The following is a 21,142-nucleotide window of genomic DNA, read 5'->3' as shown; positions in this document are numbered from 1 at the left end:
CATGACCCCCTCCCCCTCCTCCTCGGCCCAGGCCGCGCGCGAAGTCGTCGCAAAGCGATTGCGCGACCTCCGCAAGGGAGCCGGGCTCACGGTCACCGAGCTCGCCGCCGGGTGCGGCTGGCACCACGCCAAGACGTCCCGCATCGAGAACGCCCGCACCGCCCCTTCTACAAGCGACATCCGCCGCTGGTGTCGTGCCGCCGATGCGGAGGCACTGGCCGAAGACCTCATCGCCCAGTCGCTCCACGCCGAGTCGATGTACACCGAGTGGCGCCACCAGATCCGCCACGGACTCAAGCAGTTGCAGAACAGCTCAACCGCGTTCTTCCGGCGGACCGAGCTCTTCCGCGTCTACTCCTCCTCGCTCGTGCCAGGGTTCCTTCAGACCGAGGGGTACGCGGCTGCCATCCTCGGAATGAGCGCCCGCTTCCGCGAGCTGCCGGTCGACGACAGCGCCGAAGCTGCCCGCGCCCGGGTCGACCGCTCGCGCATCATCCACGAGCGGGGCCGCCGCTTCGTTCTCCTCATCGAGCAGGCCGTACTCCACTACCGGATCGGCGACGCCGACGCGGTGGCCGCCCAGCTCGGCCACCTCCTCACCGCCGGCGCCCTTCCGGCTGTGTCGCTCGGCATCATCCCGACCACGGCGCACCGCCAGCAGTGGCCGCGCGAGACGTTCCACGTCTACGACGACTCCCTCGTCTCGGTCGAGCTGGTCTCGGCCCGGGTCCGGATCACCCAGCCCAGCGAGATCGCCTTGTACGCGAGCGCATTCGAGGAGCTGCGGCAGACCGCGGTGTACGGCGCGCAGGCGCGGGCCCTGATCGTGAAGGCCATCGACTCCCTCGGCTGACCCAGGGCATGACCGACACAGACGAACTGTCCTTCCAGCGGTCGCCGTAACACCCCAGCTCAGGGGATGCAGTGGGGGTGCGACTAGCCGGGACCGCCCCCGCGTGCGCGGGGACCACTTTCCCCACAAGGGACGTAGTAGGTCTGACGAGGGACCACCCCCGCAGGCGCGGGGACCACCAGGCCGAGGCCGACGAACGCCTCGCTCAGTGGGGACCAGCCCCGCACACGCGGGGACCAGCCCCGCACACGCGGGGACCAGCCCCGCACACGCGGGGACCAGCCCCGCACACGCGGGGACCAGCGCGCGTCGCCGGTGAGCAGGTTGTTGGTGCCGGGGCCACCCCCGCGTGCGCGGGGAAGAACCAGGAAGGCCCAGGGCGTGCGGCGTCCGCTGAGGTCCACCCCTGCACGCGCAGGGACCACGTCACGGCATCGTGCCACCCGTAGTAGCTCCCGGGACCAACCCCGCGTGCGCGGGGACCACGCACGCTCTGCGCGCACGGCTCCCCGGTGGTGGGGGTCATCTCCGCGTGCGCGGGGACCACGCCTATGGATTCTGCCGGGCGCACGCGGTGGCGGGACCACCCCCGCACGCGCGGGGACCGTACGTACCCCTCCGCGAACAGAGCGGTGTAGTCGGGGCCACCCCCGCTGCGCGGGGACCACGCCAGACCGGGCATCCACACGGGCCCGATGACGGGACCACCCCCGCGTGGGCGGGGACCACCGGTCCGGCAAGACCATCGCGTCGCTGCTGGCGGGACCACCCCCGCGTGCGCGGGGACCACCGGAGCGCGTAGCTGGTGGCCTCGCTCCCGGAGGGGCCATCCCCGCGTGCGCGGGGACCAGGCGACGGGCTACGCGTCCGTGTTCACGCTCTGGGGACCACCCCCGCGTGCGCGGGGACCACATCAAGTTGCTGGTCCGGAGGTCCAGCACGCCGGGACCATCCCCGCGTACGCGGGGACCACGGGAAGGGGTCATCGAGCCCCAACCCTAGTGCGGGACCACCCGCGTGCGCGGGGACCACAAGATCCAGCCGGAACGGATCACCCCGCAGGCGGGACCACCCCCGCGTGCGCGAGGACCACGTGCGGGACCTTGAGGTACCGGCCGAGGTCTCGGGACCACCCCCGCGTGCGCGGGGACCACGACATCCGGGGCCTGGCCGACTGGCCGGAGACGGGACCACCCCCGCGTGCGCGGGGACCACCTCCGAGCGTCTGACCGCTTCCTCGGAGCGCCGGGACCACCCCCGCGTGCGCGGGGACCACACCGGCGGCGGGCCGATGAGGAGGATGGCCTCGGGACCACCCCCGCGTGCGCGGGGACCACCAGCGTTACGCGCACATGATCAAGGGGAAGCCGGGACCACCCCCGCGTGCGCGGGGACCACACACCGACGTCCGGCATGTCCGGCAGCACCACGGGACCACCCCCACGTGCGCGGGGACCACCGCACTCGCCGCACATAATGCCCGCTGGCATTGGGACCACCCCCGCGTGCGCGGGGACCACCCGGCCCGCGCGCCGGAACTCCCGCTCTACATGGGATCACCCCCGCGTGCGCGGGGACCACCCGGGCCTGTCCCGCCCGGCCCAGCTCAAGGCGGGACCACCCCCGCGTGCGCGGGGACCACAGCGTCAAAGAAGTTGGTAACCACCCCGGCGGGGGACCACCCCCGCGTGCGCGGGGACCACCGGAGACCTGCTCCCACCCGGCGGGGTTGACCGGGACCACCCCCACGTGCGCGGGGACCACGTCCCGGCTCGCGCGGGTACTCCCACCCGTTCGGGACCACCCCCGCGTGCGCGGGGACCACAGTCCCACCGCCACGGTTGGTCAGCAGCAGCCGGGACCACCCCCGCGTGCGCGGGGACCACCCGCCGACGCCGAGAAGCGTGCCGCCGCCGGGGGGACCACCCCCGCGTGCGCGGGGACCACCCCTGACACTGACACCCCTTCTCAGCGTCCCAGGGACCACCCCCGCGTGCGCGGGGACCACAAGAACGGGACCGCGAAGTACAGGATCCCGGTGGGACCACCCCCGCGTGCGCGGGGACCACTGGTGATAGCCGGGGCCAGAGGTTCACGCAGAGGGACCACCCCCGCGTGCGCGGGGACCACATCATGTGGCCGCTGCTCGGCACGGTCGTGCCGGGACCACCCCCGCGTGCGCGGGGACCACCGCAGCGACTTTGCCGCGCCGATTCACGACCAGGGACCACCCCCGCGTGCGCGGGGACCACACCTCGGCCCTCGTGTTGCACCCGTCGGTGGAGGGACCACCCCCGCGTGCGCGGGGACCACCGGTACGCCTCTTCGAGAGGGGCGGCGACCGCGGGACCACCCCCGCGTGCGCGGGGACCACTTCCGCATCGAGCGCGACGGCGACCTGGTCGAGGGACCACCCCCGCGTGCGCGGGGACCACGGCGTAGGTCGTGTTCTCGGGCGGGTCTAGGTAGGACCACCCCCGCGTGCGCGGGGACCACACTCAGTCGACGCGGTACGAACTCACCGGCACGGGACCACCCCCGCGTGCGCGGGGACCACCCCTACCCCGGCACCAAAGTGCGCATCGAGAAAGGGACCACCCCCGCGTGCGCGGGGACCACCCGAGCCCTGCGCGAAATGTTCGTCGCGGGCGGGGACCACCCCCGCGTGCGCGGGGACCACCGGGAGTGGGCCGGGGCCGAGCTGGTCGGGCTGGGACCACCCCCGCGTGCGCGGGGACCACACCACGGCGACGCCCTTGGAGTACAAGAGGTTGGGACCACCCCCGCGTGCGCGGGGACCACCAGGTCGACACCACCAAGAACCTCAAGGCCGTGGGACCACCCCCGCGTGCGCGGGGACCACACACGTGCCACGGCCGGTCATGATCCGGTAGCGGGACCACCCCCGCGTGCGCGGGGACCACACCGTGATGGCGCTGATCCCCCAGCAGTCCGTGGGACCACCCCCGCGTGCGCGGGGACCACGAGCACCCGCGAGCGGGGGGCAGGGTCATCAGGGGGCCACCCCCGCGTGCGCGGGGACCACAGCTCCCGGGCGAACGACATGCCCAGATCGAGGGGGCCACCCCCGCGTGCGCGGGGACCACAGCTCCCGGGCGAACGACATGCCCAGATCGAGGGGGCCACCCCCGCGTGCGCGGGGACCACACCCTCACAACTGGCTGAGGGTGCTCGAAGTCGGGGCCACCCCCGCGTGCGCGGGGACCACCTCCTCCAGGCCGCCCAGAACGACGTCGGCCAGGGGCCACCCCCGCGTGCGCGGGGACCACGACGCCCACGCGAGGTTGGCGGGGGTCCCCGAGGGGCCACCCCCGCGTGCGCGGGGACCACTGATCGCCTCTCGCAGCGCGACGTCCGCACGCGGGGCCACCCCCGCGTGCGCGGGGACCACACGGCCCAGGGGCAGGCGCAGGCCGCCGCCGCGGGGCCACCCCCGCGTGCGCGGGGACCACGAACCAGCGGGGCGGGACTTTCTGTCGCCCACGGGGCCACCCCCGCGTGCGCGGGGACCACCCGGCCACCACGGCGGCGATGTCGCGGACTCGGGGGCCACCCCCGCGTGCGCGGGGACCACGAGTCGAGGCACTGCCCGGCGGTCAGGCGGGCGGGGCCACCCCCGCGTGCGCGGGGACCACGCCGACCCGAGCGCCGACCTGGTCACCGCACCGGGGCCACCCCCGCGTGCGCGGGGACCACCTGAACAGACCCATGAGGTTCTCCTTGTGGTAGGGGCCACCCCCGCGTGCGCGGGGACCACAAAGGCATCGCGAGCCTCGTCGAGATCGAGGAGGGGCCACCCCCGCGTGCGCGGGGACCACTTCGGGTTGCCCGGGGTCAGCCACCCGTCCTGGGGGCCACCCCCGCGTGCGCGGGGACCACCGTCGGTCCACTCGTTCCGCGTCTTGTCGAACGGGGCCACCCCCGCGTGCGCGGGGACCACGATCTCCAGAAGGTCGCCGCGCTCCAGCGGCGGGGGCCACCCCCGCGTGCGCGGGGACCACAGTTCGTGACCTGCGGGTTTATGTGGCGGCGGGGCGGAAGTTACCCACTTCTTGAGAAACGGACATATTGCCCTCCGTGGTGCGAACGGCTTTGCTCGAAGCTCTACAGGCTTGGGGGTGATTCTGCCCTTTCCGGGGCCTTGAGGGGTGGTGTGTTGAGGGGATGGGTGGCCATCGTCCCGTCGCAAGCGGGCTTTGGTGTCGCTGAGTGCTGCTTGCTGGTGGCTTCGGTATGCCAGGGCCGTGGGACCGGCCGGACTGTGGGGGTCAGACGGGTTTGAGCAGGTCGCGGAGGTTGTTCATGTGTGCTTTGACGTGGGCGATGTGGGCGGGGTGGGTCGTGTGCTCCTTGTTTCGGGTGTGGGTTGTGCGGCAGGGGCGGCAGAGGCCGTCGGGGAGGGCTTCTGGCTGGCCGGGGCGTCCGCAGTCGGTGCATTCCATGAGGAGGCGGCGGGTTGGGGCGGGGGTGGCGGGTTGGGAGTTCTCCGTGGCCAGTTGGGGTGGGATCTTGTCGGTGAGGCGGCGGCGGATGAAGCCGAGGGGGCTGTCGACCTGGGCGGGGAGTCCTGCGGTGAGGGCGTGGGTCAGGTAGTCGATGCTCACGCCCCGGGCGAGCCATTGCGCCGCTTGCGGTTCGAGGGCGGTGCAGTCGTCGGCGGAGAGGGCCAGGCGGTGGTCGTCGCGGCCGAGGCGGGCCAGGGCGAGGTAGGCGGGAGACCGGCCGGCTTCGGAGGGGTGGGGCTTCACGGGAGCGGCGTCCGCAGCGTCCGGTGCGGATTCGGCGCCCGGTGCGGGGGACGGGGTGCGCTGCTGCGGTACGGCGGTGGGTTCGGGGGCCCGGTCCGTGTCGAGGCTCTCCGGGGCGGGCGGCAGTGGTTCCTCGGCCGGGCCCCAAGATGGCGGCGGTGTCATATCGGGGGCGGACATCGCCGGTGCGGGCGCTGCCGCCAGCGCGGCCTTCTCGGTGGCGAGGTAGGTGTTCCACCACTCGTTGTCGCGTGCCGTGCGCGACCAGAACGTGCGGAAGACCCAGCGGGTCTCGTCGCCCGCACCGCCCGCGCACCGTACGCGCCGCAGGTGCCCGGCGACGGACAAGGCGGTGAGAGCCGTCGAGATGGCCTGCTGGCCGTAGAGCGGGAGTTGCTTCGCGAGGGTCTTCACGCTCATCGCCGCACCCTCGGGGAGGTGGTCGACGAACCCGGCGACGTACCGCTCACGGGTCGGCAGGAGAGCGAAGTCGTGCCGCGTACGGGCCTGTTGGTCCGGTGCGGAACGTTTGCCGTAGCCGGGCTTGGCCATCGGGTACGCGGCTGAGGCTGCTGGGGCACGCAGGGCAGGGCTAAGGTGCTGGGTAGCCATGGGATCGGCTTTCTGGGTTATCGATCTTGTGGTGAGACCCCGGCCTGGTGCTCTAACACCGTGTCGGGGTCGTTTGGTTCTCGCACCGTAAGCAGTCGTGACGCTGTGCCGCAAGCCGTCACGATTAGTCATACTTCCTGGCCGTGACGGGGCAGGGAGGTAGGGGAGGTTTTCCCCAAACCCCCTTTTCTGCCTACCGGTTAAAGAAGACGCTCGAACCCCGGGTCCCGCATCCCGACGCCCGAGTCCCGGCACCCGAGCTTCGGGCCGGGACCCGCTCACGTATCCCCCGGAAGAGTGACCCGACCGTCCCGAAGCCCGACGCCCGACGCCCGAAGCCCGGAACCCGAGCTTCGGGGAGTTCGCCCAGGAAGGCAGGCCCGTAGGAGCAGGCCCGCCCGTAGGAGAAGGCCTGCCCGTAGGAGCGGAACGACAGCCGCTGGTCTGGCCGGAACACACGCACTCGTGCTCGCCGTCGCAGGAGGCCAGGGGCGGTGGCGCGCGACTCAGCGGCTGAAGGACGACCCCAGGGTCGCCTTGACCGCCACCGTCCCCAGCGTGCCGTGGCCGAACGTGAAGGAGCCCGTTCCGGTCTTCATCGACGGAACGACCCAGAGGGAACCCTCACCGGCGTTCTCGCCGGGTGCGCCCACCGCCAGTTCGGCGCGGCCGTTCTTGTCGCCGTCCACGAACGCGGCCGCACCGCCGAAGAGGTCGCCCGTTTCCGCCGTCCCCGTGATGCCTTCGGTGGTCTGGTTGAAGCCCGTCGAACCCGTGCCCGTCGGGCCGGCCGCCGTGCCCAGCAGGATCACTATCCCGCCCGCCCGTGCGACCGTGCCGAGCGCCTCGCCCGGCACCCCGACGGCGACCTCCCCGTAGCCGTCCCCGTTGGTGTCGGCGATGGCGAGGGACTGGCCGAACAGGTCGCCGCGCTCGGCGGCACCGAGCACGCCCGGGGAGTCCTGGTTGAAGACCTTCGCCTTGGCGCCCTGGGCGCCCGCGGCGCTGCCCGGCACATAGGTGATCAGGCCGCCGAGCGAGAGGGGGTGGTCGACGTCGCTGTCGTAGCCTTCGAGGCGGCCCACGACGATGTCGGCGTACGCGTCGCCGTTCACGTTGCCGACGGCGAGCTTCTCCCCGGCCTCCAGCCGGTGCCCGTCGGCTCCGGTCGCCACGCTGAAGCGACCTGGACCGGTGGGGCTGCCCGCGGCGACGGACAGCATCCGCAGGTCGTCCTCGCTGTCGTGGTGGGAGACACCCACGACATCGTCTCGCCCGTCGCCGTTGACATCGCCCGCCCTGAGCTCGAACCACCGGTGCGTGGCATACGGCGTCAGGGTGGCGGAGGCCGCGGCTCCGGCGCGGGTGAACGGCCCCGTCAGGACCTGGAGGTCGTCGTGCACGAACGTGGCGAGGTCCTTGGACCCGTCCCCGTCGAAGTCGCCCGCGGTCAGTTCGCTGCCGACCTCGCCGTACGGGGTGCCCGCCAGGAGTGTGGCGCCACCCGACAGCCCGGCCGCACCACCCCATACGACGGTCAGCGTCCCGGCGTCCACGCCGGCGCCGTCCTCACCCGCCGAGCCGACCACCAGGTCGGTGTATCCGTCCTTGTCGAGGTCGGCGGAGACGAGCGTGCTGCTGAACCTGTCCCCGGTCTCCGCGACATCGGGGATGCCGGCCGAGTCCTGGGTGAGGACCTGCTTGGTGGCGGTCTTCAGGCCGCTGCTCGACCCGTAGACCACTCCGGCGAATCCGGCACCGGCGAGACCGTTGACCGTCGCCCCGGGCGCCGAGAACGCCAGATCGCCGTACCCGTCACCGTTGAAATCGTCCTGCGGCACGGCGGGGGCGGTCTTCGCCTGTACGGGGCCGGACGGCACGGTCGCATGGGCGACGTGCGGCAGGCCGACGACGGCGGATGCCACGGTGGCGGCGGATGCCACGGTGACGGCGAGGACCAGGCGTGTACCGAGGGTGCGGGCTGCCACGCGGGACTCCTGAGGGAGAGGGCGCGGGAACGTCCCGGGCGTGTTCACCCGATGGTCACTGCGCGTCGAATGCAGTTGATCTGCACTCGTACAGACAGCCGGATCCGGCCACAGGTTGTACCCACCGGACACCCGTGATCAAGAGACCGGGGCCGCATGCGCACGGTGCCTACTCTTTCCCCATGGGGAACAGGGAGTTGAGAGCGTCGATAGGCGTGGTGGGGCCGGAGGGCTGTTCTGGGGTGTGGCGGGTACGGTCCATCTGGGGTTCGTTCAGACGAACGGAGGACGGCGCAGCGGGTGGAGTCTCCCGGACGGAGGCGGCTGGTATGAGTTCGCCTTTGTCGTCGGAGCCCTCCTGACGCTGTACTCCGTCCCCGGCCTGCTGCGCCGCAGCGAGTGGTGGCCGGCCCTGAGCCTGAGTGCCGGAGCCGTCGTGGGCGTGGTGTCGGTGCTGGCGCTGGGGCAGGGGCCGAGGTACTGGGTCGCCGCCTCGGCCATGGCGCTCGTAGGAGCCGCGGCACCCCTGGCGAACCGGCTCTGGGGCCGCCACCACCCGATCTGACGGCACGTGGCGGAACCGGGTCAGGAAGAGGTGTCCTGCCGGTCGGCCGCCCCGCTGTTCCTCGGGGCCTCGGTGGTCTCGGTGATGACCGGGAAGCGGCGCGGGGCCAGGGTGATCAGGGCGAGCAGGGCCAGGGCCGCGGCTCCGGCGGCCCCGATGTAGACGTGGTCCACCGCGGCGTCGACCGCCCGGCGCAGGTAGTCCGTCGCCGCCGGGGAGAGGGTGCCCGGGTCCTCCAGGGCGCGGGCGACCGCGTCCAGGTCGTCGGGGAGGCCGGTCACCGGGGCGTCGAGGAGGCGGGCGGCCAGGACGCCGTTGGCGACGGCCCCGAAGACCGCCGCGCCGATGCTCTGGCCGAGCTGGCGGCAGAAGAGGACGGACGCCGTCGTCGTACCGCGCTCCGCCCAGCCGACCGTCGACTGGACGCCCACGATCAGCGGGAGCTGGAACAGGCCGAGGGCCGCGCCGAGCAGGAGCATGAGCAGGGCCGGGTGCCAGGGTTCGCCGGGGTAGGGGAGCAGGGGGAAGGCCAGCAGGATGAGCAGGGCGGTCCCGATGCCGATGATCGCGGTGAGCCGGAAGCCGATGCGGTTGTAGACCCGGTCGGACAGGGCCGCCGTGACCGGCCAGCTCAGCGTCATCACGGAGAGCACGAATCCGGCCGCTATCGGCCCGAGGCCCAGCACCGACTGGGCGTACGTGGGGAGGAAGACGGTCGGCGCGACCATCAGCAGGCCCAACGCGCCGAGCGCCAGGTTGACCGAGGCGATGGTGCGGCGACGCCACACCCAGCCCGGGATGATCGGCTCCGCCGCCCGCCGTTCGATCACGACGGTGAGCGCGGCCAGCACCGCGCTCACCCCGAACAGGCCGAGCGAGGGCGCCGAGAGCCAGGGCCAGGCCACACCGCCCTGCACGAGCGCGGTGAGCAGCAGGGCGCCGGTCGCGAAGACGGCGAGCGCGCCCGCCCAGTCGACGCGGGGCCGGGCGGCGGGGCGGGGGCGCGCGGGTTCGTGGAGGTGGCGGACGATCAGCCAGAGGGCGACCGCCCCGACCGGGAGGTTGATCAGGAAGATCCACCGCCAGTCGGCGTACCCGGCGAGCAGCCCGCCGACCACCGGCCCGGCGACCGCGGAAGTGGCCCACACCGTCGACAGCTTCGCCTGGATGCGCGGCCGTTCCTTGAGCGGGTAGAGGTCGGCCGCGATGGTCTGGACCGTGCCCTGGAGCGCGCCGCCGCCCAGGCCCTGGACGATGCGGAACGCGATGAGCGCGCCCATGTTCCAGGCCGCCGCGCAGAGGATCGAGCCGATCAGGAAGAGGATGATCCCGGCTATCAGGACCGGCTTGCGTCCGAAGGTGTCGGAGAGCTTCCCGTACAGCGGGAGCGTGACCGTGACCGCCAGCAGATAGCCGGAGAAGAGCCAGGAGAAGACGGCGAGCCCGCCCAGGTCGCCGACGATCTGGGGGACGGCGGTGGACACGATGGTGCCGTCGATGGCCGCCAGCGCCATGCCGAGCATGAGGGCCGCCACGACGGGGCGGCGGCCCCGGGGGGTGGTGAGGGCGGGCGACACGTTCGCGCCGTCCCCCTCCCCGTCCCCGCCGGAGCCCGCACCCGTACCCGTATCCGTAGTCGCGCCCGCGCCTGAGTCCGTATTCGTACCCGTGCCCGCGCGGGGCTCGGCTGTGCCGTCCGCGCCCACGTCCCTCTTGTCGTCCGAGCCGCTCACCGGGTTTCCTTCCCTATGCACGTATCTCCCGGGGCACTGTCTCATTCGGGAGCGCCGTACGGGGCGGGACGAGGAGAACGATCGGGGATCGCGCGAGGAGAACGACCGAAGGACCGGCGGGGGCGGGCCGACGAGGGGAAGAGGCAGGGCGGCTGAGGGGGCGCCGGCGGACCCCTCCGCTCCGGTTGGGCGGTCGCGCCGCCCGTGGTCCCCGCCGGGCCGAAAGGTGCCCCTGACCTCGCCTCCCCCTGAGGGACGAGTCCCCTAGGGGGCACCCCCTCATAGTGGCCAGGGCCCGTTCCTCCCGGCGGAGGACGTGGCGTCAGGGGGCATTTCCTTAACCTGTTCTTACGTCGCCGCTACGGCCCGCCGCAGGGGGGCAGGTAGGGAAAACCCCACCTGAAGACTGCGCTGGGCACCATCGCGCCGGGCACCGTCCAGAAACCAGAATCGGACCGTACCCAATGACGTCCAGTCATCGACCGACATAGGAGAAATACCGTGACAACGGCTGTGACCATTCCCAGGCACGGGGGCACTGGAGGGCGTACGGCCGTCGCGGCGCGAGCGCGGCAGGTCGTGAAGGCGTACGGCACCGGGGAGACCCGGGTCGTCGCGCTCGACCATGTCGATGTGGACATCGCCCGCGGGCAGTTCACGGCGATCATGGGCCCGTCCGGCTCCGGCAAGTCGACCCTGATGCACTGCCTGGCCGGGCTCGACACGGTGACGTCGGGCGAGATCTATCTCGACGAGACCGAGATCACCAAGCTCAAGGACAAGAAGCTCACCCAGCTCCGGCGCGACCGGATCGGGTTCATCTTCCAGGCGTTCAACCTGCTCCCGACGCTCAACGCGCTGGAGAACATCACGCTGCCGATGGACATCGCGGGCCGCAAGCCCGACGCCGCCTGGCTCCAGCAGGTCGTGGAGACCGTCGGGCTCGCCGAGCGCCTCAAGCACCGCCCCACCGAGCTCTCGGGTGGTCAGCAGCAGCGTGTCGCCGTCGCCAGGGCGCTCGCCGCCCGGCCGGAGATCATCTTCGGTGACGAACCCACCGGGAACCTGGACTCCCGCGCCGGGGCCGAAGTCCTGTCCTTCCTGCGCAAGTCGGTCGACGAGCTGGGCCAGACCATCGTCATGGTCACCCACGACCCCGTCGCCGCCTCCTACGCGGACCGGGTGCTGTATCTCGCCGACGGTTCCATCGTCGACGAGATGTACGACCCGACCGCGGACCAGGTCCTCGACCGCATGAAGCACTTCGACGCACGTGGGCGGACGTCATGACTGTCTGGAAGACCTCGGTGCGCAACTTCCTCGCGCACAAGGGCCGGATGGCCCTCTCCGCCGTGGCGGTGCTGCTGTCCGTGGCGTTCGTCTGCGGCACGCTCGTCTTCACCGACACGATGAACACCACCTTCGACAAGCTCTTCGCGGTGACCTCGCCCGACGTCACCGTCAGCCCGAAGGCGGCCGGCGAGAACGACGAGCAGCCCGACAACGGCAAGCCCGCCTCGCTGCCCGCCTCCGCCGTCCAGGAGGTCACGAAGGCCGACGGGGTGAAGAAGGCGGAGGGCTCCGTCTTCTCCATGGCGGTCACCGTCGTCAACAGCGAGAACAAGAACCTGGGCTCCGAGACGGGAGCCCCGACCATCGCGAGCAACTGGACCGGCAACGACCTGCGTTCGATGGAGATCACCTCCGGACACGCACCCCGCGGCCCCACCGAGGCGATGGTCGACGCCGACACCGCGGACAAGCACCAGCTGAAGATCGGTGACGAGCTGCGCGTCATCGCCGCCACCGGCGACTTCACGACGCGGATCAGCGGCATCGCGTCCTTCACCGTCACCAACCCGGGCGCGGCCGTCGTCTACCTCGAAACCGCCACCGCCCAGAAGCAGTTGCTCGGCGCCCCCGACGTCTTCTCCCAGATCCTGGTGAGCGCGGAGAGCGGCGTCAGCGACACCCAGCTGAAGAAGAACGTCGCCACCGTCCTCGACGGCTCGGCCGCGTACAAGCTCCAGACCCAGCAGGAGGCCACGGACGCCAACAAGGACTCCATGGGGTCCTTCCTGGACGTCATGAAGTACGCGATGCTCGGCTTCGCCGGGATCGCCTTCCTCGTCGGCATCTTCCTCATCGTCAACACCTTCTCGATGCTGGTCGCCCAGCGGACCCGCGAGATCGGTCTGATGCGGGCCATCGGCTCCAGCCGCAAGCAGGTCAACCGTTCCGTGCTGGTGGAGGCGGTCCTCCTCGGCATCGTCGGCTCCCTGCTCGGCGTCGCGGCCGGCGTCGGCCTCGCCGTCGGCCTGATGAAGGCGATGGGCGCGGTGGGCATGGAGCTGTCCACCGGCGACCTCACCGTCGCCTGGACGACCCCGGCGATCGGCCTCGTGCTCGGCATCGTCGTCACCGTCCTCGCCGCGTACATCCCGGCCCGCCGGGCCGGCAAGGTCTCGCCGATGGCCGCGCTGCGCGACGCCGGGACCCCCGCGGACGGCAAGTCCGGCTGGATCAGGGCCGGTATCGGCCTGGTCCTGACGGCGGCCGGTGGTGCGTCCCTGTGGGCGACGACCCAGACGGACAAGGCCACCGAAGGCTCGATGTTCCTCGCCCTCGGCGTGCTGCTGACCCTGATCGGCTTCATCGTGATCGGCCCGCTCCTGGCCGGTGTGGTGGTGCGGGCCCTGAGCGTCGTCGTCCTGCGGCTCTTCGGCCCGGTCGGCCGGCTGGCCGAGCGCAACGCCCTGCGCAACCCCCGGCGTACGGGAGCGACCGGAGCGGCCCTGATGATCGGGCTCGCCCTGGTGGCCTGCCTGTCCGTCGTCGGGTCCTCCATGGTGGCCTCGGCCACCGAGGAGCTCGACAAGTCGGTCGGCGCGGACTTCATCGTCCAGGACAGCAGCACCGGCCGCCCGATCGTGCCCCAGGCCGCCGACGCCGTGCGCGCCGTCCCCGGCCTGGAGCACATGACGGACTACACCTTCCTCAAGGCGAAGATCACCGCCCCGAACGGAAAGACCGAGGACGAGGGGATCACCGCCGCCGACCCGACGTACCAGCAGGACGTCCGGCGCACCGCGCTCTCCGGCGACCTCGCGAAGGCGTACGGCGAGAACGCCATGTCCGTCGGCGAGGACTACGCCGAGAAGCACGGGGTCAAGGTCGGCGACACCCTCACCGTCGCCTTCAAGGCGGGTCATACGGCGAAGCTGAAGGTCGCCGCCATCACCTCCGACGACACCAACATCGACCGCGGCGCGATGTACACCAACCTCACGACGGCGACGTCCTACGTCCCGGCCGACCGGATGCCGCAGAACGTGGCCATGTTCGGCAAGGCGGAGGAGGGCAAGGAGAAGGAGGCGTACGCGGCCCTGAAGAGCGCGATGGCCGAGTACCCGGTCTACAAGGTGCAGAACCAGGCCGACTTCAAGGAAGACCTGAAGGACCAGATCGGCCAGTTGCTCAACATCGTGTACGGCCTGCTCGCCCTGGCGATCATCGTCGCGGTGCTCGGTGTGGTGAACACCCTCGCCCTCTCCGTGGTCGAACGGACCCGCGAGATCGGTCTGATGCGTGCCATCGGGCTCTCCCGCCGCCAGCTGCGCCGCATGATCCGGCTGGAGTCCGTGGTCATCGCCCTCTTCGGGGCGCTGCTCGGACTCGGACTCGGGATGGGCTGGGGCACCGCGGCCCAGAAGCTGCTGGCGCTGGAGGGCCTTGAGGTCCTGGAGATCCCGTGGCCGACGATCCTCACGGTCTTCGCCTGCTCCGCCCTCGTCGGACTGTTCGCCGCTCTCGTCCCGGCCTTCCGGGCGGGCCGGATGAACGTCCTGAACGCCATCGCGTCGGACGGGTGACCCGGCGCCCTCCCGACTACGGTGACGCTCCGGGCGTCACCGTAGGATGACCGGCAGGCCCCGGGACGTTCCTCCAAACGTCCCGGGGCCGACCGCGTTCCCCGCACCGTGTTCCCCCTCATCGTGCTTCCCCGCACCGCGTTCCCCGTTTCCCTCTCGCCGAGGCCGCCGGGCCGCCCGGCCCTCGGGCCCTCGGGCCTCAGATCCAACCGCGCTCCCGGGCCAGCAGCGCGGCCTGCGCCCGGCTGGCCGCGCCGAGCGTCTGCATCAGATCGGCGACGTGCCGCCGATAGGTCCGCACCGACACCCCCAGCTCCCGTGCGCCCGCCTCGTCCTTGCCCACCGTGCACATCGACACCAGCACCCGCCGCTCGATGCCGGAAGGGCGAGGGGCGGCGGCGCCCTCGCCGCCGCGGTGGGCCGGGCGTGCGCCCCGCGAGGTGTCGGCGGAGGGTGTACGGGCCCTGTGCTCCGCGCGTAGACCGTCAATGACGTGCCGCGACCGGGTGACGCGCTGCAACTCCTGATGGAGCGTGTGCAGCCGGACGTCCACCAACCGGGTGAGAGCCACCTCGGGATCCGCCGGGAAGATCCGCCGCTCGGCGTCCTCGGCGCGCAGCAGCCCCCGCTCCTGGAGGCGGGCGATCAGGGCGCGCGCCTCCTGGGGGCGGGAGTGCGGCAGGAGGCGGAGGTCGTCGGCGCGGGTGCCGGGGTGGCGCAGGAAGTGCCGGTAGATCTCTTCCTCGGCCTCCGGCACCCCGAAGACAGACATCTCGTTCTCGCCCACGTACGCCCCCGATGCCTGGTGCCGTGGAGGCGTACGCCGAGGGGATCACCCCGCGCCGCCCGTCCCGGCCGCTGCCCGCTCCGCCCGTGCCCCGCGCCCGTGCCCCGTACTCCGTGCCGTCGACCGTGCCCCATACCGCATGGGTGGCGGGCCGGCCGAAGAACCCGTCCGCGTGTTCGTGCAATGGTCGGGCAAAAGACTAGACGCTGGGAACACTCCTGTGAGGGCCCCCGGCGGAACTGTGCGCGGGGCGGAGACGAACGGTGCGGGACCGTCGACGAGCGGCGGTGACGGCGCGACGGGCGGCCGGGCCGGGGTATGGGCCGGGCCGGGGGTGCGGGCGGCCGGGCTCCGGATATGGACGGCGGGCCCGGGGTGCGGGCTGCCGGGCCCGGGATGCGCGCGGCAGGGCGGCACGGACCGCACACTCACCGGTTGCGGACGCGGCTGTCGCCCCCGGGTCGTACCCTGGAAGCCATCCCGGCCCCCGGGGGTGCCCGGCGGATCAGGCACCCCTGACGTGTCGGGCCCTTCGCGTTGCCCCGGTAGCAGCCGGCTGCCGGTGAACCCTGAGCTGCACCTGATCTGAACCCCGGACGGAAACTTCATGAGCCTGCACGGTCTGCTGGATGTCGTCGTTACGGACCCGGCGCTCGCCGAGGCGGTGAAGGCCGCCGGGGACGGGCACCGGTCACACGTCGACCTGGTGGGCCCGCCCGGCGCGCGGCCGTTCGCCGTGGCCGCGCTGGCCCGGCAGACCGGCCGGACCGTGCTGGCCGTCACCGCGACGGGCCGGGAGGCGGAGGACCTGGCCGCCGCCCTGCGCACCCTGCTGCCGCCGGACACCATCGCCGAGTACCCGTCCTGGGAGACGCTGCCGCACGAGCGGCTCTCGCCCCGCTCGGACACCGTGGGCCGGCGCCTCGCCGTGCTGCGGCGCCTGGCGCATCCCCGCGAGGACGACCCGGAGACGGGCCCGGTCTCCGTCGTGGTCGCGCCGGTCCGCTCCGTGCTCCAGCCGCAGGTCAAGGGGCTCGGCGAGCTGGAGCCCGTGGCGCTGACCGGCGGGCAGAGCGCGGATCTGGGGGAGGTCGTGGACGCGCTGGCGGCCGCCGCCTACTCCCGGGTCGAACTGGTCGAGAAGCGCGGCGAATTCGCCGTACGCGGCGGGATCCTGGACGTCTTCCCGCCGACCGAGGAGCACCCCCTCCGGGTGGAGTTCTGGGGTGACGAGGTCGAGGAGATCCGCTACTTCAAGATCGCCGACCAGCGGTCCCTGGAGGTCGCGGCGCACGGGCTGTGGGCCCCGCCCTGCCGCGAGCTGCTGCTGACCGACGAGGTGCGGGAGCGGGCGGCGGCACTCGCCGAGGCCCACCCGGAGCTGGGCGAGCTGCTCGGCAAGATCGCGGAGGGCATCGCGGTCGAGGGCATGGAGTCCCTGGCCCCGGTCCTGGTCGACGACATGGAGCTGCTGCTCGACGTCCTCCCGGAGGACGCGATGGCGATCGTCTGCGACCCGGAGCGCGTCCGCACCCGGGCGGCCGACCTGGTCGCCACCAGCCAGGAGTTCCTCCAGGCGTCGTGGGCGGCGAGCGCGGGCGGCGGCGAGGCCCCCATCGACGTGGGCGCGGCCTCGCTCTGGGGCATCGCGGACGTCCGGGACCGGGCCCGTGAGCTGGGAATGATGTGGTGGTCGATCTCGCCGTTCGCGGCCGACGCCGCCGACCACGACGACGACACCCTCCAGCTCTCCATGCACGCCCCCGAGGCGTACCGGGGCGACACCGCCCGCGCGCTCGCGGACACCAAGGGCTGGCTGGCCGACGGCTGGCGCACGGTGTACGTGACGGAGGGCCAGGGCCTCGCCTCCCGTACGGTCGAGGTGCTGAGCGGCGAGGGCATCGCGGCCCGCCTCGACGCGGATCTGACCGGGATCACCCCGTCCCTGGTGCACGTCTCCTGCGGGGCCATCGAGCAGGGGTTCGTCGACCCGGCGCTGAAGCTCGCCGTGCTCACCGAGACGGACCTCACCGGCCAGCGCACCGCCACCAAGGACCTGGGCCGGATGCCGGCCCGCCGCCGCAAGACGATCGACCCGCTGACGCTGGAGGTCGGCGACTACATCGTCCACGAGCAGCACGGTGTGGGCCGGTACGTGGAGATGGTGCAGCGCACGGTCCAGGGCGCTACCCGCGAGTATCTCCTCGTCGAGTACGCCCCCGCCAAGCGCGGCCAGCCGGGCGACCGCCTCTACATCCCGACCGACCAGCTGGAGCAGGTGACCAAGTACGTCGGCGGCGAGGCCCCGACGCTGCACCGGCTCGGCGGCGCGGACTGGACGAAGACGAAGCAGCGGGCGAAGAAGGCGGTCAAGGAGATCGCCGCCGACCTGATCAAGCTCTACTCCGCCCGGATGGCCGCACCCGGCCATGCCTTCGGCGCGGACACCCCCTGGCAGCGCGAGCTGGAGGACGCCTTCCCGTACGCGGAGACGCCCGACCAGCTGTCCACGATCGCCGAGGTCAAGGAGGACATGGAGAAGACGGTCCCGATGGACCGGCTGATCTGCGGCGACGTCGGCTACGGCAAGACCGAGATCGCGGTCCGGGCCGCGTTCAAGGCGGTCCAGGACGGCAAGCAGGTGGCGGTGCTGGTCCCCACGACCCTCCTGGTCCAGCAGCACTACGGCACGTTCACCGAGCGCTACTCCCAATTCCCGGTCAACGTCAGGGCGCTGAGCCGCTTCCAGTCGGAGACGGAGTCCAAGGCCACCCTCGAAGGCCTGAAGGACGGGGCCGTCGACCTGGTCATCGGTACCCACCGCCTCTTCTCCTCCGAGACGAGGTTCAAGGACCTCGGCCTGGTCATCGTGGACGAGGAGCAGCGGTTCGGCGTCGAGCACAAGGAACAGCTGAAGAAGCTCCGCGCCAACGTCGACGTGCTCACGATGTCCGCGACGCCCATCCCCCGTACGCTCGAAATGGCGGTCACCGGCATCCGCGAGATGTCCACGATCACCACCCCGCCGGAGGAGCGCCACCCGGTCCTCACCTTCGTCGGCCCGTACGAGGAGAAGCAGATCGGCGCGGCCGTACGGCGTGAACTGCTGCGCGAGGGCCAGGTCTTCTACATCCACAACCGGGTCGAGTCCATCGACCGGGCCGCCGCCCGCCTCCGCGAGATCATCCCGGAGGCCAGGATCGCCACGGCCCACGGCCAGATGTCGGAAACGGCCCTGGAACAGGTGGTGGTGGACTTCTGGGAGAAGAAGTTCGACGTCCTGGTCTCCACGACGATCGTCGAGTCCGGCATCGACATCTCCAACGCCAACACCCTGATCGTGGAGCGCGGCGACAACTTCGGCCTCTCCCAACTGCACCAGCTGCGCGGCCGGGTGGGCCGGGGCCGCGACCGCGGCTACGCCTACTTCCTGTACCCCCCCGAGAAGCCCCTCACCGAGACCGCCCACGAGCGGCTGGCCACGATCGCCCAGCACACCGAGATGGGCGCGGGCATGTACGTGGCGATGAAGGACCTGGAGATCCGCGGCGCGGGCAACCTCCTGGGCGGCGAGCAGTCCGGTCACATCGCGGGCGTCGGCTTCGACCTGTACGTCCGCATGGTCGGCGAGGCGGTCGCCGACTACCGGGCCCAGATGGAGGGCGGCGAGCAGGAGGAGCCCCCGCTGGAGGTCAAGATCGAGCTCCCGGTCGACGCGCACGTCCCGCACGACTACGCCCCCGGTGAGCGGCTCCGCCTCCAGGCGTACCGCGCGATCGCCTCGGCCTCCTCGGAGGACGACATCCGCGCGGTCCGCGAGGAGCTGACCGACCGCTACGGCCCGCTGCCCGAACCGGTCGAGAACCTCCTCCTGGTCGCCGGCCTGCGCATGCTGGCCCGCGCCTGCGGCGTCGGCGAGATCGTCCTCCAGGGCTCCAACATCCGCTTCGCGCCGGTGGAGCTGCGCGAGTCCCAGGAACTGCGGCTGAAGCGCCTGCACCCCAAGACGGTCATCAAGCCGGCCGCCCACCAGATCCTGGTCCCGCGCCCGACGACCGGAAAGATCGGCGGCAAGCCGGTCATCGGCCGCGAACTGCTGGCGTGGACGGGGGAGTTCCTGACGACGATCCTGGGGTCGTAGGTCCGGGGACCGCTGCGCGTCGGCCCCGCCGGGCCTCCGGCGGGCCGACGCGCAGCGGTCCTCCCCGCTGTCGGCCTGTCCGCCGTCCTTCCGCCCGTCATTCGTCCTCCCTGCCGTCCGACGTGAAGATCAGGCCGGTGAGGGACCGGAAGACGGCCTCCGGGGCCCGGCCCTCCACCGCGTCGGCCAGGTTGCCGCTGAGCAGCAGGGTCGCGAAGCCGTGGGCCAGTGACCACGCGGCCAGGCCCGCGAGGCGGTCGTCCTCGCCCCGGCCGGCCGGCGGGAGGTCCGCGACGCCCGCGCGCACGGCCTCGGTCGCCCGGGCGCGGGCGGCAAGGAGGTCCGGGTCGTCGGTGCGGTGCAGGTCCGGCTGGAACATCACCTGGAAGTGCGCGGGGTGCGTCGCCGCGAACCGTACGTACGCGACGCCCCGCTCCCGGAGGTCCGGCGCCCCGGTCAGCGCGTCGGCGAACAGTGCGTACCCCTCGGCGGCCACGGCGGTCAGCAGGCCGGTGCGGTCCTTGAAGTGGTGCGCCGGCGCGGCGTGCGAGACGCCGGCCCGCCGGGCCAGGTCGCGCAGGCTCAGGGACCCGGGGCCGTTCGTCGCGATGACGTCGAGGGCGGCGTCCAGGATCACGCGCCGCAGGTCGCCGTGGTGGTAGGTGCGCTCGCTGCTCATGGCAGCACCCTATCCGGCATCTAGTCATTGACAAGTTCTGATGGGGCGCGCATGCTGGAGATCTGATCTAGTCACTGGCAAGATTCACGACTCCCGTCCGGGAAGGTGGAGACCATGACCGGAGAACCGACCCGCGTGCGGCAGATGTGGCACCTCCTGGAGCCCCTGCACGCCGTTCTGTACTACGCCCCCGAAGCCTTCGAGGAGGCCGCCGCGCTCGGGTACGACACCGAGGGGCGCTGGTCGAGCTACTTCGCCTGGCGGGCGGCCCCGCTGGGACCGGTGGGTGCCGATGAGGTGGTGCGGACGTTTCACAGCTACGCGCCGGAGATGGTGGGGCGCCATGTTCCCGCCGTCTGGGCGACCGCCGCCCCCGAGGACGTTCTCGCGGTCCGGCTGCGGGCGGTCGACCGGTCCTACCGGGCCCTGTTCGGGGACCGCGTGGAGGGCCCGGAGTTCACGGAGGCCGCCGCACTGGCCCGCCGCGCGGCGGAGGCCGCCCGCACCTCTCGGGCGGTGCAGCCGGTCCCGGACGGCCTCGGGCCCGCCAACTCCGGCCTGCCCTGGCCGGACGCCCCGCACCTGGTGCTCTGGCAGGCGGCGACCGTTCTGCGTGAACACCGGGGCGACGGGCACATCGCCGCACTGACGGGGGCAGGCCTCGACCCGGTCGAGTCGCTGGTCTCCTTCGCGGCGGTCGGGGCGGCGTCCACCGAGGTGTTCGCGAGCCGGGGATGGGGCGCGGAGGTGTGGGGCGCGGCCCTGCGGCGGCTCCAGGAGCGCGGGTTGACCGCGGCGGACGGCACGGCCACGGGCGCCGGGCGCGAGCTGCGCGCGAAGGTGGAGCTGCGCACCGACGAGGAGGCCGCCGTGCCGTGGCGGGCGCTGGGGGAGCCGGGGCGCGAGCGGCTGGTGGAGCTGCTGGAGGGGCCCTGGCTGGAGGTCATCGGCTCGGGGATGCTGCCTGCCGAGAACACCCTCGGCATCGGGAAGGTGTGACCCGGGGGACGGGAACCGGAGGTCCGGGCCGGAGGTCGGGAACCGGAGACCTGGGCCGGTTCGGGCCTCGACAGGCGGGTGAGTGCGGGAGCGCGCTCATGGAAGCGCCCCGGCGGGGAAGACGCCCATAGGATTCTCGGCGTT

Annotated in this window: 11 protein-coding genes and 1 CRISPR repeat array; of the genes, 6 read left to right on the top strand and 5 right to left on the bottom strand. The window is 72.4% G+C overall.

Annotated features, from left to right (window positions below; all coding sequences use genetic code 11):
• The first annotated feature begins 1 nt into the window (after position 1).
• Positions 2-853, top strand: a complete 852-nt coding sequence (locus OG245_RS14225) for a helix-turn-helix domain-containing protein (protein WP_371623885.1) — start codon at positions 2-4, stop codon at positions 851-853.
• A gap of 93 nt (positions 854-946) precedes the next feature.
• A CRISPR array of direct repeats spans positions 947-4,875; the repeat unit is 25 nt; unit sequence CCACCCCCGCGTGCGCGGGGACCAC.
• Between the two features lie 267 nt (positions 4,876-5,142).
• Here the strand turns inward: OG245_RS14225 and OG245_RS14220 are convergent.
• Entirely contained in the window at positions 5,143-6,234 is a 1,092-nt protein-coding gene (locus tag OG245_RS14220; protein WP_371623884.1) for a MarR family transcriptional regulator, read from the bottom strand.
• 506 nt (positions 6,235-6,740) lie between these two features.
• Positions 6,741-8,222: a VCBS repeat-containing protein gene (locus OG245_RS14215; RefSeq protein ID WP_371623883.1), complete on the bottom strand. Its 1,482-nt coding sequence runs from the start codon at positions 8,220-8,222 to the stop codon at positions 6,741-6,743.
• Between the two features lie 244 nt (positions 8,223-8,466).
• On the opposite strand from OG245_RS14215, the gene OG245_RS14210 reads away from it, so the two are divergent.
• Positions 8,467-8,787: a hypothetical protein gene (locus OG245_RS14210; RefSeq protein ID WP_371623882.1), complete on the top strand. Its 321-nt coding sequence runs from the start codon at positions 8,467-8,469 to the stop codon at positions 8,785-8,787.
• A 20-nt stretch (positions 8,788-8,807) separates the two neighbouring features.
• On the opposite strand, the gene OG245_RS14205 is transcribed toward OG245_RS14210, so the two are convergent.
• Positions 8,808-10,322 (bottom strand): MFS transporter, encoded by a 1,515-nt coding sequence (locus tag OG245_RS14205; protein ID WP_371627884.1) that lies wholly within the window; start codon positions 10,320-10,322, stop codon positions 8,808-8,810.
• Positions 10,323-11,021: 699 nt separating this feature from the next.
• Here OG245_RS14205 and OG245_RS14200 point away from each other — a divergent pair.
• Together OG245_RS14200 and OG245_RS14195 are read left to right on the top strand one after the other, a co-directional pair.
• Positions 11,022-11,810 carry an ABC transporter ATP-binding protein gene (locus tag OG245_RS14200; protein WP_371623881.1) on the top strand — a complete coding sequence of 263 codons (789 nt, stop codon included), beginning with the start codon at positions 11,022-11,024 and terminating at the stop codon, positions 11,808-11,810.
• Positions 11,807-14,392: an ABC transporter permease gene (locus tag OG245_RS14195; RefSeq protein ID WP_371623880.1), complete on the top strand. Its 2,586-nt coding sequence runs from the start codon at positions 11,807-11,809 to the stop codon at positions 14,390-14,392. Before OG245_RS14200 ends, OG245_RS14195 begins: the two co-directional genes overlap by 4 nt.
• A gap of 199 nt (positions 14,393-14,591) precedes the next feature.
• Here the strand turns inward: OG245_RS14195 and OG245_RS14190 are convergent, their stop codons facing one another.
• A complete protein-coding gene (locus tag OG245_RS14190; RefSeq protein ID WP_371623879.1) occupies positions 14,592-15,179 on the bottom strand; it encodes a DNA-binding response regulator in 588 nt (195 codons plus the stop codon).
• A 607-nt stretch (positions 15,180-15,786) separates the two neighbouring features.
• Between OG245_RS14190 and mfd the strand changes: the two genes are divergently transcribed.
• On the top strand, positions 15,787-19,320 hold the full coding sequence (gene mfd, locus OG245_RS14185; RefSeq protein WP_371623878.1) for a transcription-repair coupling factor: 3,534 nt from the start codon (positions 15,787-15,789) through the stop codon (positions 19,318-19,320).
• A gap of 97 nt (positions 19,321-19,417) precedes the next feature.
• On the opposite strand, the gene OG245_RS14180 is transcribed toward mfd, so the two are convergent.
• A complete protein-coding gene (locus OG245_RS14180) occupies positions 19,418-19,999 on the bottom strand; it encodes a TetR/AcrR family transcriptional regulator (RefSeq protein WP_371623877.1) in 582 nt (193 codons plus the stop codon).
• A 114-nt stretch (positions 20,000-20,113) separates the two neighbouring features.
• Between OG245_RS14180 and OG245_RS14175 the strand changes: the two genes are divergently transcribed.
• Complete coding sequence (locus OG245_RS14175; RefSeq protein WP_371623876.1) at positions 20,114-20,998, top strand: hypothetical protein; 885 nt, start codon at positions 20,114-20,116, stop codon at positions 20,996-20,998.
• Positions 20,999-21,142: the final 144 nt, after the last annotated feature.

Source organism: Streptomyces sp. NBC_01116 (assembly GCF_041435495.1).
GTDB lineage: Bacteria > Actinomycetota > Actinomycetes > Streptomycetales > Streptomycetaceae > Streptomyces.
The sequence above is the reverse complement of the archived record's forward strand: the minus strand, read 5'-3'. Positions and strand labels throughout refer to the sequence as shown.